Source organism: Streptomyces reniochalinae (genome assembly GCF_003323735.1).
In the GTDB taxonomy this organism is placed as follows: domain Bacteria; phylum Actinomycetota; class Actinomycetes; order Streptomycetales; family Streptomycetaceae; genus Streptomyces; species Streptomyces reniochalinae.
This window is the reverse complement of record NZ_QOIM01000038.1, coordinates 326,529-341,524: the sequence shown is the minus strand read 5'-3', so window position 1 is coordinate 341,524 and position 14,996 is coordinate 326,529. Positions and strand designations below refer to the sequence as shown.

General features: G+C 71.5%; 13 protein-coding genes. All 13 read left to right on the top strand.

What is annotated here, in order from left to right; genetic code table 11:
* Nucleotides 1–6: 6 nt before the first annotated feature.
* The 13 genes from DQ392_RS20975 (at nucleotide 7) to DQ392_RS20915 (ending at nucleotide 14,966) form a co-directional block, all read left to right on the top strand.
* Nucleotides 7–1,842: a Mur ligase family protein gene (locus DQ392_RS20975; RefSeq protein ID WP_425470566.1), complete on the top strand. Its 1,836-nt coding sequence runs from the start codon at nucleotides 7–9 to the stop codon at nucleotides 1,840–1,842.
* Nucleotides 1,839–3,281, top strand: coding sequence for a UDP-N-acetylmuramoyl-tripeptide--D-alanyl-D-alanine ligase (locus tag DQ392_RS20970; RefSeq protein WP_114017178.1), 1,443 nt, complete (start codon nucleotides 1,839–1,841; stop codon nucleotides 3,279–3,281). The genes DQ392_RS20975 and DQ392_RS20970 overlap by 4 nt, the downstream gene beginning before the upstream one ends.
* Nucleotides 3,278–4,342: a phospho-N-acetylmuramoyl-pentapeptide-transferase gene (mraY, locus tag DQ392_RS20965; RefSeq protein WP_114017177.1), complete on the top strand. Its 1,065-nt coding sequence runs from the start codon at nucleotides 3,278–3,280 to the stop codon at nucleotides 4,340–4,342. The genes DQ392_RS20970 and mraY overlap by 4 nt, the downstream gene beginning before the upstream one ends.
* Before the next feature lie 110 nt (nucleotides 4,343–4,452).
* Complete coding sequence (gene murD, locus DQ392_RS20960) at nucleotides 4,453–5,844, top strand: UDP-N-acetylmuramoyl-L-alanine--D-glutamate ligase (protein WP_245981744.1); 1,392 nt, start codon at nucleotides 4,453–4,455, stop codon at nucleotides 5,842–5,844.
* Between the two features lie 48 nt (nucleotides 5,845–5,892).
* On the top strand, nucleotides 5,893–7,284 hold the full coding sequence (gene ftsW / locus DQ392_RS20955) for a putative lipid II flippase FtsW (protein ID WP_114017176.1): 1,392 nt from the start codon (nucleotides 5,893–5,895) through the stop codon (nucleotides 7,282–7,284).
* Between the two features lie 6 nt (nucleotides 7,285–7,290).
* Entirely contained in the window at nucleotides 7,291–8,385 is a 1,095-nt protein-coding gene (gene murG / locus DQ392_RS20950) for an undecaprenyldiphospho-muramoylpentapeptide beta-N-acetylglucosaminyltransferase (protein WP_114017175.1), read from the top strand.
* Between the two features lie 56 nt (nucleotides 8,386–8,441).
* Nucleotides 8,442–9,395 carry a cell division protein FtsQ/DivIB gene (locus tag DQ392_RS20945; RefSeq protein WP_114017174.1) on the top strand — a complete coding sequence of 318 codons (954 nt, stop codon included), beginning with the start codon at nucleotides 8,442–8,444 and terminating at the stop codon, nucleotides 9,393–9,395.
* 404 nt (nucleotides 9,396–9,799) lie between these two features.
* Complete coding sequence (ftsZ, locus tag DQ392_RS20940) at nucleotides 9,800–11,047, top strand: cell division protein FtsZ (protein ID WP_114017173.1); 1,248 nt, start codon at nucleotides 9,800–9,802, stop codon at nucleotides 11,045–11,047.
* A 30-nt stretch (nucleotides 11,048–11,077) separates the two neighbouring features.
* Nucleotides 11,078–11,809 carry a peptidoglycan editing factor PgeF gene (gene pgeF / locus DQ392_RS20935; protein ID WP_114017172.1) on the top strand — a complete coding sequence of 244 codons (732 nt, stop codon included), beginning with the start codon at nucleotides 11,078–11,080 and terminating at the stop codon, nucleotides 11,807–11,809.
* A gap of 15 nt (nucleotides 11,810–11,824) precedes the next feature.
* Nucleotides 11,825–12,571 (top strand): YggS family pyridoxal phosphate-dependent enzyme, encoded by a 747-nt coding sequence (locus tag DQ392_RS20930; protein ID WP_114017171.1) that lies wholly within the window; start codon nucleotides 11,825–11,827, stop codon nucleotides 12,569–12,571.
* A gap of 150 nt (nucleotides 12,572–12,721) precedes the next feature.
* Nucleotides 12,722–13,360, top strand: a complete 639-nt coding sequence (locus DQ392_RS20925; RefSeq protein ID WP_114017170.1) for a cell division protein SepF — start codon at nucleotides 12,722–12,724, stop codon at nucleotides 13,358–13,360.
* A 66-nt stretch (nucleotides 13,361–13,426) separates the two neighbouring features.
* Entirely contained in the window at nucleotides 13,427–13,711 is a 285-nt protein-coding gene (locus tag DQ392_RS20920; protein ID WP_114017169.1) for a YggT family protein, read from the top strand.
* Nucleotides 13,712–13,763: 52 nt separating this feature from the next.
* Nucleotides 13,764–14,966 (top strand): DivIVA domain-containing protein, encoded by a 1,203-nt coding sequence (locus DQ392_RS20915; protein WP_114017168.1) that lies wholly within the window; start codon nucleotides 13,764–13,766, stop codon nucleotides 14,964–14,966.
* Nucleotides 14,967–14,996: the final 30 nt, after the last annotated feature.

The following is a 14,996-nucleotide window of genomic DNA, read 5'->3' as shown; positions in this document are numbered from 1 at the left end:
CACCACGTGAGAACGATCACTGACAGCGAGTGCAACCCCCAGGCAGCCGAGGCGGCGCCGCGCCCCTCGCTTCGCGGCACCACCGCCCCGCCCGGTACGCTCACCGCCGTGCCACAAGCTGATCAGACCTCCCCCGAGTCCTACCCCGGGCCGCCCCGCCCCGCGCGGGTGGAGCCCGTGCCGCTCGCGGAGCTGGCCCGACTGCTGGACGCCGAGGCGCCGGACACGGTCGTGACCGGGACCGGGGACACCGACGTGTCCGCCACCGGCATCACCCACGACTCGCGCGCCGTGCGCCCCGGCGACGTCTACGCCGCACTGCCCGGCGCCCGGCTGCACGGCGCCGACTTCGTGGAGCAGGCGCGCAGCCTCGGCGCCGTCGCCGTGCTCACCGACCCGGGCGGCACGGCCCGCGCCGAGGCCACGGGGCTCGCGGTGCTGACGGTGCCCGACCCGCGCGGCCGTATGGGCGAACTGGCGGCCACCCTCTACGGCAAGCCCGGCGAGGACCTGCTTCAGATCGGCATCACCGGCACCTCGGGCAAGACGACGACCGCGTACCTGGTCGACGGCGGGCTGCGCAAGGCCGCCGAACAGGGGGTGCCGGGCGCGGCGCGTCCTTCCCAGGGCGGCGGTGGGCGACAGGCGGGCGGGCTGACCGGGCTGATCGGCACCGTCGAGTCCCGCATCGGAGACGAGCGGATCAAGTCCGAGCGCACCACTCCCGAGGCGACCGATCTCCAGGCGCTGTTCGCGGTGATGCGGGAGCGCGGCGTCACTTCGGTGGCCATGGAGGTCTCCAGCCACGCGCTCGTCCTCGGCCGGGTGGACGGCTGCGTCTTCGACATCGGGGTGTTCAACAACCTCAGCCCCGAACACCTGGACTTCCACCCGGACATGGAGGACTACTTCCAGGCCAAGCGGCAGCTGTTCACGCCGCGCCGCTCGCGGGCCGCGGTGGTCAACTTCGACGACGAGTACGGCTTCCGGCTGCTGACCGAACTGGGGGAGGAGGGCTTCCCCGTCACCACCTTCTCCGCCGAGGGCCACCCCGACGCGGACTGGCGTGCCGAGGACGTGGTGCTCGGCCCGTTCGGCTCGACGTTCACGGCCGTCGGCCCCGAGGGGCAGAAGGTCTCCGCCGGCGTCCCGCTGGCCGGCCCCTTCAACGTGGCCAACGCGCTCGCCGCGCTGACCGCCCTGGTGGCCGCCGGTATCGACCCGCACACGGCCGCCGAGGGCATCAGCGAGGTGCCCGGCGTCCCAGGACGCCTCCAGCGGGTGGACGCGGGCCAGGACTACCTCGCGATCGTCGACTACGCGCACAAGCCCGACGCCGTCGAGTCGGTGCTCTACGCCGTCCGCAAGGTCACCGACGGTGCGGTGCACGCCGTCCTCGGCTGCGGGGGCGACCGCGACCCGCACAAGCGCCCCGCCATGGGCGCGGCGCTCGCCCGGCTGTCCGACACGGCCGTGCTCACCTCGGACAACCCCCGTACGGAGGACCCGCTGGCGATCCTGGCCACCATGCTCGGCGGCGCCGCCGAGGTCCCCGCCCACGAGCGTGGCACCGTGCTGCTGGAGGAGGACAGGGCCGCCGCCATCCGCGCCGCCGTGGCCCGCGCCGGCAGCGGCGACACCGTGCTCGTCCTGGGCAAGGGACACGAGCAGGGCCAGGACATCGCCGGCGTGGTGCGGCCCTTCGACGACACCCAGGTGCTGGGTGCGGCCATCCACGAGCGGGCCGCCGAGTGTGCCGCGGCCCCGCGGGCCCCCTCCGTGCCGCGGAGCGACCCGTCCCCATCCGCCGACATCCACCGGACAGACGACCAGAACCGATGATCCCCCTCTCCCTCGCTCAGATCGCCGCCCTCACCGGCGGACGGCCGCACGACATAACGGACCAGGATGCGTGGATCACCGGGCCCGTGGTGATCGACTCCCGCCAGGTGGGCCCCGGCGCCCTCTTCGCGGCGTTCCCCGGTGAGCGTGTCGACGGCCACGACTTCGCAGCGGCGGCCGTCGAAGCGGGTGCGCTCGCCGTGCTCGCCACCCGTCCCGTCGGTGTTCCCGCGATCGTCGTCGACGACGTCACCCGTGCCCTCGGCGCCCTGGCCCGGCACACCGTGCAGACCCTCGGCACCCAGGTGGTGGCGCTGACCGGATCCAGCGGCAAGACCAGCACCAAGGACCTCATCGCCCAGCTGCTCTCGCGGCTGGGCCCCACGGTGTGGCCCGAGGGCTCCCAGAACAACGAGATCGGGCTGCCGCTGACGGCGCTCCGTGCCGAGGCGGACACCCGGCACCTGGTGCTGGAGATGGGGGCCCGCGGTATCGGGCACATCCGGTACCTCACCGAGCTGACACCGCCGCGGATCGGCGTCGTCCTCAACGTCGGCACCGCGCACATCGGTGAGTTCGGCGGCCGCGAGGCCATCGCCCAGGCCAAGGGCGAGCTGGTGGAGACGCTGCCCGGCGCGGACGACGGGGGAGTGGCGGTACTCAACGCCGACGATCCGTACGTGCGCGCGATGGCCGCACGCACCGAGGCCCGCGTCCTCCTCTTCGGCGAGGACCGCGAAGCGGACGTACGGGCGGAAAACGTGCGGTTGTCCCAGCGCGGTACCCCCGCCTTCACGCTTCACACACCTACCGGGTGCGGCGACGTGACGCTCCGCCTGTACGGTGAGCACCACGTGTCGAACGCGCTTGCCGCGGCCGCCGTCGCCCACCAACTGGGCATGCCCGCTGGAGACATCGCAGACGCGCTCTCCGCGGCGGGCACGCTCTCCCGGTGGCGGATGGAGGTCACAGAACGCGCCGACGGCGTCACGGTCGTCAACGACGCCTACAACGCCAATCCCGACTCCATGCGGGCCGCGCTGCGCGCGCTGACCGCCATGGGCCAGGCAGCGAAGGCCCGGGGGGGCCGGACCTGGGCGGTGCTGGGCGAGATGGCCGAGCTCGGCGACGACTCGCTCGCCGAACACGACGCGATCGGACGGCTCGCCGTCCGGCTCAACGTCAGCAAGCTCGTGGCAGTCGGAGGCCGGGAGGCCGCCTGGCTCGACATGGGTGCCAAGAACGAGGGTTCGTGGGGTGAGGAGTCGGTGCACGTGTCCGGCACTGAGGCGGCCGTCGACCTGTTGCGTGATCAACTGCGCGCGGGGGATGTCGTACTGGTGAAGGCCTCCAGGTCGGTGGGTCTGGAGAAGGTGGCGGCAGCCCTCCTGGAGGGAACGGCCGGTTCGGCGCACGAGGCCGGAGGCGCCGCCCGATGAGGCAGATCCTTATCTCCGGGGTCATCGGACTCTTCCTGTCCCTGATCGGGACCCCGCTGCTGATCAAGCTGCTCGCCTCGCGGGGCTACGGCCAGTTCATCCGCGACGACGGCCCGCAGAACCACCACAGCAAGCGCGGCACCCCCACCATGGGCGGCATCGCCTTCATCCTGGCGACGCTGCTCGCCTACGCGCTGACCAAGCTGGTCACCGGCGCACCGCCGTCCTTCTCCGGCGTGCTGGTGCTCTTCCTGTTCGCGGGCATGGGCCTGGTCGGCTTCCTGGACGACTACATCAAGATCGTCAAGCAGCGGAGCCTGGGCCTGCGCGCCAAGGCGAAGATGGCCGGGCAGCTCATCGTCGGAATCGCCTTCGCCGCACTCGCCCTCAGTTTCGAGAACGCGCGCGAGCTCACCCCGGCCTCCACCAAGCTCTCCTTCACCCAGGACTTCGGCTGGGCGCTGCCGCCCGTGCTGTTCGTCGTCTGGGCGCTGTTCATGATTTTGGCGATGTCCAACGGCGTGAACCTCACCGACGGTCTCGACGGCCTGGCCACCGGCGCCTCGGTGATGGTCTTCGGCGCTTATGTGTTCATCTGCGTATGGGAGTACCAGGAGTCCTGCGCGCACATCGCCACCGCCGGCCCCGGCTGTTACGAGGTACGGGACCCGCTCGATCTCGCCGTCGTCGCCGCCGCGCTGATGGGCGCCTGCTTCGGCTTCCTGTGGTGGAACACCTCCCCGGCGAAGATCTTCATGGGCGACACCGGCTCCCTGGCGCTGGGCGGCGCGCTCGCGGGCCTCGCCATCTGTTCGCGCACCGAACTGCTGCTGGCCATCCTCGGCGGCCTGTTCGTGCTCATCACCATGTCCGTCGTCATCCAGGTCGGCTCCTTCAGGCTGACCGGCAAGCGCGTCTTCAAGATGGCACCGCTCCAGCACCACTTCGAACTCAAGGGGTGGTCCGAGGTCCTTGTAGTGGTGCGGTTCTGGATCATCCAGGGCATGTGCGCCATCGTCGGCGTCGGCATCTTCTACGCGGGCTGGGCGGCGAGCAAGTGACCTCGCCCAGCGGCGCGCGCGTGACCTCCACCGGCACGGCGGATACGACCGCACTGTCCCGGGAGCTGTCCGGCAGGCACGTGGTCGTGGCCGGGCTCGGCGTCAGCGGCATGCCCGCGGCCAAGGCGGCGCACCGCCTCGGCGCCCGCGTCACGGCGGTCAACGGCGGCGACGGCGAGGGGCCGCGCCGGCAGGCCGCCGAACTGGAGGCCCTCGGCATCGGCGTGCGGCTCGGCGACGACCGCACCCTGCCCGAGGCCACGGACCTGGTCGTCACCACGCCGGGGTTCAAGCCCACCAGCCCCCTCTTCGAGGCGGCGGCCGAGGCGGGCGTCCCGGTGTGGGGCGACGTGGAGCTGGCCTGGCGGCTGCGCGGACCCGACAGCCCGCCGTGGCTCGCGGTCACCGGCACCAACGGCAAGACCACCACCGTGCAGATGCTGGCCGCCGTCCTGCGCGCCGCCGGGCTGCGCACGGCCGCGGTCGGCAACATCGGCGTCTCCCTCATCGACGCGGTGCTGGGCGAGGAGCCCTACGACGGTCTTGACGTGCTCGCCGTCGAACTGTCCAGCTACCAGCTCCACTGGGCCCCCAGCCTGCGCCCGCACTCCGCCGCCGTCCTCAACCTCGCCCCCGACCACCTCGACTGGCACGGTTCGATGGAGGCGTACGCCGCCGCCAAGGGCCGTATCTACGAGGGCAACCAGGTCGCCTGCGTCTACAACGCCGACGATCCCGCCGACGCGAAACCGCGCACCGAGGACCTGGTGCGCGAGGCCGACGTGGCCGAGGGCGCCCGCGCCATCGGCTTCACGCTCGGTGCGCCCGCGCCCTCCCAACTGGGTGTGGTCGACGGGGTGCTCGTCGACCGGGCCTTCGTGCCCGACCGGCAGCAGCAGGCGCAGGAACTGGCCGAAATCGGTGACGTCGACCCTCCGGCCCCGCACAACATCGCCAACGCGCTCGCCGCCGCCGCGCTCGCCCGCGCGTTCGGCGTGCCGCCCTCGGCCGTCCGCGACGGGCTGCGCGCCTTCAGCCCCGACGCGCACCGCATCACGCACGTCGCCGATGTGGACGGCGTGGCCTACGTCGACGACTCCAAGGCGACCAACACCCACGCCACCGAGGCCTCGCTGGCCGCCTACGAACCGATCGTGTGGATCGCGGGCGGGCTGGCCAAGGGCGCGACCTTCGACGACCTGGTGGCCAGGTCGGCTTCGAGGCTGCGCGGTGTGGTCCTCATCGGCGCCGACCGGGAGCTGATCGGACAAGCCCTGTCGCGACACGCCCCCGATGTGCCGGTCACCGACGTGGCCCGCACGGACACTGGGGCGATGGCTTCGGCCGTCCGCGAGGCGAGAGCGCTGGCACGCCAGGGGGATACCGTACTGCTGGCTCCCGCGTGCGCGTCGATGGACATGTTCGTCAACTACAACGCCCGCGGTGACGCGTTCGCCGAGGCGGTCCGCGCACTGGCCGCCGAAGGCCGCGGCGAGCAGTAACCCCGCGCCCCGTCGGCCGTGGACGCGGGGGAGACGGAGGGGATACGGATGACGGCGCGATCCGCCAAACCGCCCACACCCCGGCGCGCGAGCACCCGTCCCGCGCCCCCGCGTGAGCCGGGGCGCCCCCGGGCGACTCCGGGTACCACGGCGCCCCAGCGCCTGTTCCTGCGCGCCAAACGCGCCTGGGACCGGCCCCTGACGGCGTACTACCTGATCCTGGGCGGCAGCCTGCTCCTCACCGTCCTCGGACTGGTGATGGTCTTCTCCGCCTCCCAGATCCAGGCCCTCCAGTCCGGGCTCGCCTCCACCCACTACTTCCGCAAACAACTCGTCGCCGCCGCGCTCGGCGCGGTGCTGCTGCTGGCCGCCGCCCGGATGCCGCTGCGGCTGCACCGGGCGCTGGCCTACCCACTGCTCGCCGGCTCCGTCTTCCTGATGTGCCTCGTCCAGGTGCCGGGCATCGGACAGACCGTCAACGGGAACCGGAACTGGATCTACCTGGGCGGCCCCTTCCAGCTCCAGCCCAGCGAGTTCGCCAAGCTGGCGCTCGTCCTGTGGGGCGCCGACCTGCTGGCACGCAAGGGCGAGAAGAAGATGCTCGCCCAGTGGAAGCACCTGCTGGTCCCGCTGGTGCCCGTCGGCCTGCTGCTCCTCGCGCTCATCATGCTCGGCGGCGACATGGGCACCGCCATCATCCTGGCCGCCGTACTGTTCGGACTGCTGTGGCTGGCCGGGGCACCCACCCGGCTGTTCACCGGGGTGCTCGCGGCGGCGGTCACCGCGGGCGCGGTCCTCATCGTCTCCAGCCCCAACCGGATGTCCCGCCTCGGCTGCATCGCCGCCACGGAACCGGGCCGCGACGACCAGTGCTGGCAGGCCGTGCACGGTATCTACGCGCTGGCCTCGGGCGGCTGGTTCGGTTCCGGACTCGGTGCGAGTATGGAAAAATGGGGTCAACTCCCCGAACCGCACACCGACTTCATCTTCGCCGTGACCGGGGAGGAACTCGGACTGGCGGGGACGCTGTCGGTACTCGCTCTGTTCGCGGCTCTAGGCTATGCGGGTATCCGCGTGGCCGGACGCTCGGAGGAACCCTTCGTGAGGTACGCCGCGGGAGGCGTGACAACGTGGATCACCGCCCAGGCGGTGATCAACATCGGTGCGGTGCTCGGTCTGCTGCCGATCGCCGGCGTCCCCCTTCCGCTGTTCTCCTACGGTGGGTCCGCCCTGCTGCCGACGATGTTCGCCGTCGGGCTGCTGATCGCCTTCGCGCGCAGCGACCCGGCGGCACGTGCGGCGCTGGCCGTGCGACAGCCCGCCCTGCGGCAGCGCGCGGGGGGACTGCCAGGGGTGCTACGTCCGGGGACCACCTACGGGCGGAGGAGTCAGAAGACGATGAGACGGCGCGCCACCCGGCCGCCGTCCGGAGAGCGGTGAAACAGCGTGCACGTCGTACTCGCCGGTGGGGGGACCGCCGGCCACATCGAGCCCGCGCTCGCCCTCGCGGACGCCCTGCGCAGGCAGGACCCGACCGTGGGGATTACAGCCCTCGGTACGGAGCGCGGACTGGAGACGCGGCTCGTGCCCGAGCGCGGCTACGCGCTCGAGTTGATCCCGGCGGTTCCGCTGCCGCGTAAACCCACACCCGAGCTGATCACCGTGCCGGGACGGCTGCGCGGCACCATCAAGGCGGCCGAGCAGATCCTGGAACGCAACAAGGCCGACTGCGTCGTCGGCTTCGGCGGCTACGTCGCCCTTCCCGGTTACCTGGCCGCCAAGCGCGCCGGCGTGCCCATCGTCGTCCACGAGGCCAACGCGCGCCCCGGGCTCGCCAACAAGATCGGCTCCCGGTACGCGCACGGCGTCGCCGTCTCCACCCCCGACAGCAAACTGCGCGGCGCGCGGTACGTCGGCATCCCGCTGCGCCGCTCCATCGCGACGCTCAACCGGGCCGCGCTGCGCGCCGAGGCGCGTGCCGCGTTCGGTCTCTCGCCCAACCTGCCCACGCTGCTGGTGTCCGGCGGCTCGCAGGGTGCGCGGCGGCTCAACGAGGTCGTCCAGCAGGTCGTTCCGCACCTCCAGCGCGCCGGTGTGCAGATCCTGCACGCCGTCGGCCCGAAGAACGAGCTCCCCCACGTGGAGCAGATGCCCGGAATGCCGCCCTATCTGCCGGTACCGTATGTGGACCGGATGGACCTCGCGTACGCCGCGGCCGACATGATGCTCTGCCGCGCGGGCGCGATGACCGTGGCGGAACTCTCGGCCGTCGGGCTCCCCGCCGCCTACGTCCCGCTGCCCATCGGCAACGGTGAACAGCGGCTCAACGCCCAGCCGGTCGTCAAGGCCGGAGGCGGACTCCTCGTCGACGACGCGGAACTGACACCGGAGTGGATCCAGGGCAACGTGCTGCCCGTCCTCACCGACCCGCAGCAGCTCACCGCCATGTCGCGCGCGGCAGCCGAGTTCGGCCGTCCGGACGCCGACGAACTCCTCGTCGGCATGGTGTACGAGGCGATCGCCTCGCGCCGCGAGGGCTGACCCCCGCGCGGCGCGGCGGCGACTCGCCGACAACGCAGAAAGCAGGGTGGTCCGGCGTGGTCAGAGCTGCCAGAACTGCCAAGGCCGCCCAGGCGGAGCAGGCGAACGGCAGGGCCGAAGCGGCGGCGGCGCGGCCACGGGCGCGGACCGCCGAGACCGAGGGCGCGCGCGCCGGCGCCCGCCCTGCGCCCGGCGCCGGGGCGCGCGGCGCCCGCGCCTCCGGTTCGGGTTCCGGTTACGGGCCGGGATCCGAACCGGGCGGTCGGCCGCAGGGCCCCCTCCGTCGGGCCCGGTTGGGGGCGCGCGTGCCGCGCCGCCGCACCCTCGTCCTCGCCCTCGCTCTCGCGCTGCCCCTCGGCGGGTTCGGCACCTGGGTGCTCTACGGCTCCCCGTGGCTGCGCGCCGAGAACGTCTCCGTCGACGGCACCCGGGCCCTGTCCCGCTCCGAGGTCACCCGCGCGGCGGCGGTCCCGCTCGGGGAACCGCTCATGAGTGTCGACAAGGGCGCGGTGCAGCGGCGTGTCCGCGCCGCGCTGCCGCGCGTGCGCGAGGTGGTCGCCGAGCGGGACTGGCCGCACGGCATCACCGTCACCGTCACCGAAAGACGGCCCGAACTCGTCATGGAGAACGCGGGAAAGTACGTCGAGGTGGACGCCGAAGGCGTGCGATTCGCCACAGACGACAAGCCACCGAAAGGCGTTCCGCTTCTCGCCGTGGAACCGAAGAAGGAAGCCGCCGAGAGGTACTTCTCCGCGCGGCGGCTGCGGAAGGAGGCGGCGCGGGTCGCCACTTCCCTGCCCGACGCCGTCCAGGACGCCACCCGGCAGGTAAGAGTCCGCTCATACGACGACATCACCGTCCGCCTCACCGGGGACCGCACCGTGCGATGGGGCAGCGCCGAACGCGGCAAGGCGAAAGCCGCCGCGCTGGCCGCCCTGCTGAAGGCGGCCGAGGACGCCACCCACTTCGACGTCACGGTGCCCAGCGCCCCCGCCGCCTCGGGTGGTTGAACCGCGCCGATCGACCCGCCGTGCCGCGGGCGGCACAACCCCCGTGTACCCCCGGCCGGGTTCGGCGAACGGCTGGAGTCGCCACGCTCGTGGCCGCGTCAGTTGACCGGCGGCGCCCGGCATGTCCAGGCTGAACCCACATCGGTCGGCGGCTCGGTCAGTTGACTGACATAGCCGCTGGTGAGCACCCTGGATGGCTACTGCAAGGCCTGATCACATAGGGTGAAAAGAAAAACGGGAGGTTCGGCGTGTTCGTTGAACACCCAGCACTTGTCGACTTAGTGTCCGTTGCGAAGAGTCCAAGTAAGACAGGCACTGGTAACCCTAAACTTCACGCTTAGGGTTCGGGTCGGCGTTCGGACCGCCCCACAGGGATACGTAACTCGAGGCGAGAGGCCTTCGACGTGGCAGCACCGCAGAACTACCTCGCAGTCATCAAGGTCGTCGGAATCGGCGGCGGTGGCGTGAACGCCATCAATCGGATGATCGAGGTCGGTCTCAAGGGCGTCGAGTTCATCGCGATCAACACTGACGCGCAAGCCCTGTTGATGAGCGACGCCGACGTCAAGCTCGATGTGGGCCGCGAGCTGACTCGCGGCCTCGGCGCCGGCGCCAACCCGGACGTCGGCCGCAAGGCGGCCGAGGACCACCGCGAGGAGATCGAGGAGGTCCTCAAGGGGGCCGACATGGTCTTCGTGACCGCGGGCGAGGGGGGCGGCACCGGCACGGGCGGCGCGCCCGTCGTGGCGAACATCGCCCGCTCGCTCGGCGCCCTCACCATCGGCGTCGTCACCCGCCCGTTCACCTTCGAGGGCCGCCGCCGCGCCAACCAGGCCGAGGACGGCATCGCCGGGCTGCGCGACGAGGTCGACACGCTGATCGTCATTCCGAACGACCGGCTGCTGTCCATCTCCGACCGCCAGGTCAGCGTGCTGGACGCGTTCAAGTCGGCCGACCAGGTGCTGCTCTCGGGTGTCCAGGGCATCACCGACCTCATCACCACTCCCGGGCTGATCAACCTCGACTTCGCCGACGTCAAGTCCGTGATGTCCGAAGCGGGATCGGCCCTGATGGGGATCGGCTCGGCGCGCGGGGACGACCGTGCGGTGGCCGCGGCGGAGATGGCGATCTCCTCGCCGCTGCTGGAAGCCTCCATCGACGGGGCCCGCGGGGTGCTGCTGTCCATCTCGGGCGGCTCGGACCTGGGTCTGTTCGAGATCAACGAGGCCGCCCAGCTGGTGAGCGAGGCCGCGCACCCCGAGGCAAACATCATCTTCGGCGCCGTCATCGACGACGCGCTCGGCGACGAGGTCCGGGTCACCGTCATCGCCGCCGGCTTCGACGGCGGTCAGCCGCCCTCCAAGAAGGGCGAGAAGGCGCTCGGCTCCTCGTCGGGTTCCTCCTCCTCGCAGTCCGCGTACAAGGACGAGTCGCCGTCTTCCAGCAGCGACCCGGAGCCGGAACGCCCCGCCTTCGGCGGCCTCGGCTCCGTGACGCCGCGTGAGGAGGAGGACTCGATCCCGTCCCGCAGGGAGCCCTCGCCGGTGAGTGAGGTGCCGCCGCCTCCGCCCACCACGCCCCAGGTGCCGCCGGCCCGTCCGTACCACGACAGCCAGGCCGAGGAACTGGATGTGCCGGACTTCCTGAAGTGACGCGAGTGTCGAAGTGATGCGAGTGACGAAGTGATATCCGCACAAGAGAACGTCAGCGGCGCGCACTTCGCCTCCACCGACAGGTGGGGCGGGGTGAGCGCCGCTCCGTTTGAGGAGCTGAACCTCGGCGGCGCGGTCGGTGACGCCCCGGAGGCGGTACGCGCCAACCGGGAGCGGGCCGCGCGGGCGCTCGGTCTGTCGCCCGACGAGGTGGTCTGGATGCGTCAGGTGCACGGGTGCGACGTCGCGGTCGTCGACGCGCCGTTCGGTGCCGACGCACCGGAGGCCGACGGGGTCGTGACGGCGCGCCGGGGGCTCGCGCTCGCCGTCCTCACCGCCGACTGCACCCCCGTGCTGCTGGCCGACCCGGTCGCCGGGGTCGTGGGCGCGGCGCACGCGGGGCGGCCCGGGGTGCTGTCCGGGGTGACCGGCGCGACGGTGGAGGCCATGGTCGGGCTCGGCGCCGAGCCGCACCGCATCGTGGCGCGCACGGGCCCCGCGGTGTGCGGCGGCTGCTACGAGGTGCCCGCGTGGATGCGCGACGAGGTCGCGGCCGCCGTTCCCGAGGCGTACGCGACGACCCGTTGGGGGACACCCGCCGTGGACATGGCAGCCGGGGTGCGGGCACAGCTCGCCCGGGCGGGTGTCACGCAAAGGGAACTGTCGTCCGTGTGCACCCTCGAATCGGGTGATCACTTCTCGTACCGGCGGGACAAGACGACGGGAAGGCTTGCGAGTTATGTCTGGATCGAGGCGAACTGAGTAGTGACGGCAGGAATGACCGCGACGCCCCCCGGCGCTGACGGAGAGGCGCGCAAGGCCGAGCTCGCCGCCAACCTCGCCCGGGTGGAGGAGCGCATCGCGCGCGCTTGTGACACGGCGGGGCGCGCACGCGAGGACGTCACTCTCGTCGTCGTCACCAAGACCTACCCCGCCTCGGATGTGCGGCTGCTGGCCGAGCTCGGTGTCGGCGACGTGGCGGAGAACCGCGACCAGGAGGCCGCGCCCAAGGCCGCCGCCTGCGCGGACACCGCGCTGCGCTGGCACTTCGTCGGCCAGCTCCAGACGAACAAGGCCCGCTCGGTGGCCGGTTACGCCGAGCGCGTCCACTCCGTCGACCGGATGCGGCTCGTCACCGCGCTCTCGAACGCCGCGACGCGCGCGGAACGTGAGATCGGGTGCGCGGTGCAGGTGGCCTTCGATGCCGAGGCAGGTTCTGTCGGGGAGCGCGGCGGGGTGGCACCCGACGGTGTGACCGATCTCGCGGGGGCGATCGGGGCGGCCCAAGGTCTGCGGCTCGACGGAGTGATGACCGTCGCACCGCTTGCCGGACCGCTCGCCGGGCGGCCGCAGGAGGCGTTCGAGCAGCTGCGGGAAATCTCAACCGGCCTGCGTACGGCGCATCCTGCTGCGACGATGGTCTCGGCAGGGATGAGTTCGGATCTCGAAGAGGCGGTGCGTGCGGGTGCGACACATGTGCGCGTCGGCAGCGCGGTACTCGGTCGGCGCCCCCCGCTCCGGTAACGTCGCCAAACGAGTTGGGCCACAGCAGAATATATGGTCATTTCCGCCGGAAAAGACCGGTCGGAGAGGCTGCGTGGATCATCCCAGGGCCACCGGTGACGGGGGCTGCGTCGATGGAGTCGATCCACCACAGAGCGGAGGACGCAGAGAATGGCCGGCGCGATGCGCAAGATGGCGGTCTACCTCGGCCTCGTGGAGGACGATGGGTACGACAGCCGGGGGTTCGACCCCGACGACGAGTTCGAGCCCGAGCCCGAGCCCGAACGCGACCGTCGACGATACGAGTCGGAAGAGTCACATCATTCCCTTCACAAGACCGAACCGGACGAACCGGTACGGGTCGTTCACCCGCCGGCGCAGCGGGAACGGGAGACGGAGCCGACTCCGGCAGTTGCCGCCGAAAGTGGACGAGCGGGGAGAATCGCCCCGGTGTCATCCATCACACCTGAACGCCAGAACGTCGAGAAGAGTGCCCCGGTGATCATGCCCAAGGTCGTGTCCGAGCGAGAGCCGTACCGGATCACCACGTTGCATCCCCGGACCTACAACGAAGCCCGTACCATCGGGGAACACTTCCGTGAGGCCACTCCGGTGATCATGAATCTGACGGAGATGGACGACACCGACGCGAAGCGACTTGTCGACTTTGCGGCTGGTCTGGTCTTCGGTCTGCACGGCAGTATCGAGCGAGTGACGCAGAAGGTGTTCCTGCTGTCTCCTGCTAACGTCGATGTCACGGCGGAGGACAAGGCCCGCATCGCAGAGGGCGGGTTCTTCAACCAGAGCTGAGACAGGCAGAGTCCGGAACCGGTCGGCAGGACCGCACAGAGCACCCCAGGGGAGAGGGACGCGCAGATGAGAACCGCTTTGGACGTGGTCCAAATCGTGCTGTGGGTCTACCTACTCGTGTTGATCTTCCGACTGGTGATGGACTACGTGTTCCAGTTCGCCCGCTCTTGGCAACCCGGCAAGGCGATGGTGGTCGTTCTGGAGGCCACCTACACTGTCACCGATCCGCCACTCAAGCTATTGCGGCGGTTCATCCCCCCGCTGCGCTTCGGGGGCGTAGCGCTAGACCTGTCCTTCTTCGTGCTCATGATCATCGTCTACATCCTGATCATCGTCGTGGGCTGGGTGTGAACGATCGGAATGGTCTTGCCGGTATGCCGACGACTTACGTTGAGGTGAAGAGATGCCCCTGACCCCCGAGGACGTGCGGAACAAACAGTTCACGACCGTCCGTCTGCGTGAAGGCTATGACGAGGACGAGGTCGATGCCTTCCTCGATGAGGTCGAAGCCGAACTGACCCGCCTGTTGCGGGAGAACGAGGACCTGCGCGCGAAGCTGGCAGCAGCCACGCGCGCGGCCGCTCAAAACCAGCAACAGGGCGGTATGCGAAAGCCTCCTGAACCTCAGGACAGGCAGCCGCAGCAAGGCGGGGCGCCTGTGCCCGCCGCCATATCCGGACCGCAGCCCGTCCCGCCCCAGCAGCAGGGCATGGGCGGTCCGCCGCAGCTTCCCGGCGCGCAGGCGCAGCTCCCCGCGGGCCCCGGTGGCCCGGGTGGGCACGGCGGTCCCGGTGGCCCGGGCCCGCAGGGCGGTCCGATGGGCCCCGGTGGTCCCGGTCCGCAGCAGGGCGGTCCGATGGGCCCCGGCGGTCCGCAGGGCGGCCCGCAGATGCCGGGCGGTCCCGGCGGCCCCGGTGGTCCCGGCGGCCAGAACAACGACAGCGCCGCGCGCGTGCTGTCGCTGGCCCAGCAGACCGCCGACCAGGCGATCGCGGAGGCCCGTTCCGAGGCCAACAAGATCGTCGGTGAGGCCCGCAGCCGCGCCGAGGGCCTGGAGCGGGACGCCCGCGCCAAGGCCGACGCGCTGGAGCGGGACGCGCAGGAGAAGCACCGCGTGGCGATGGGCTCCCTGGAGTCCGCGCGCGCCACGCTGGAGCGCAAGGTCGAGGACCTGCGCGGCTTCGAACGCGAGTACCGCACGCGGCTGAAGTCGTACCTGGAGAGCCAGCTGCGTCAGCTGGAGAACCAGGCCGACGACTCGCTGGCGCCCCCGCGGACGCCTGCGACCGCCTCGCTGCCCGCGCCCTCGCCCTCCATGGCGACGGCCGGTGCCGGCGGCCCCTCCGGGGGACCCGCGGGCGGTGGCGGTTCCATGGGCGGTCACCAGTCGATGGGTGCCAACGGGCACTCCATGGGCGGTCACGGTGGCCCGGGTGCGGGCTCGCACCACACCCAGGGCGGGGCCGGGCAGTCGTACGGCGGGCAGCAGCAGATGTCGCCCGCGATGACGCAGCCGATGGCGCCGGTCCGCCCGCAGGGCGGCCCTCAGGCGGCGCAGGCCCCCTCGCCGATGCGTGGCTTCCTCATCGACGAGGACGACAGCTGACGCCGAGCACCTGGTAAGACGGCCCGGGCC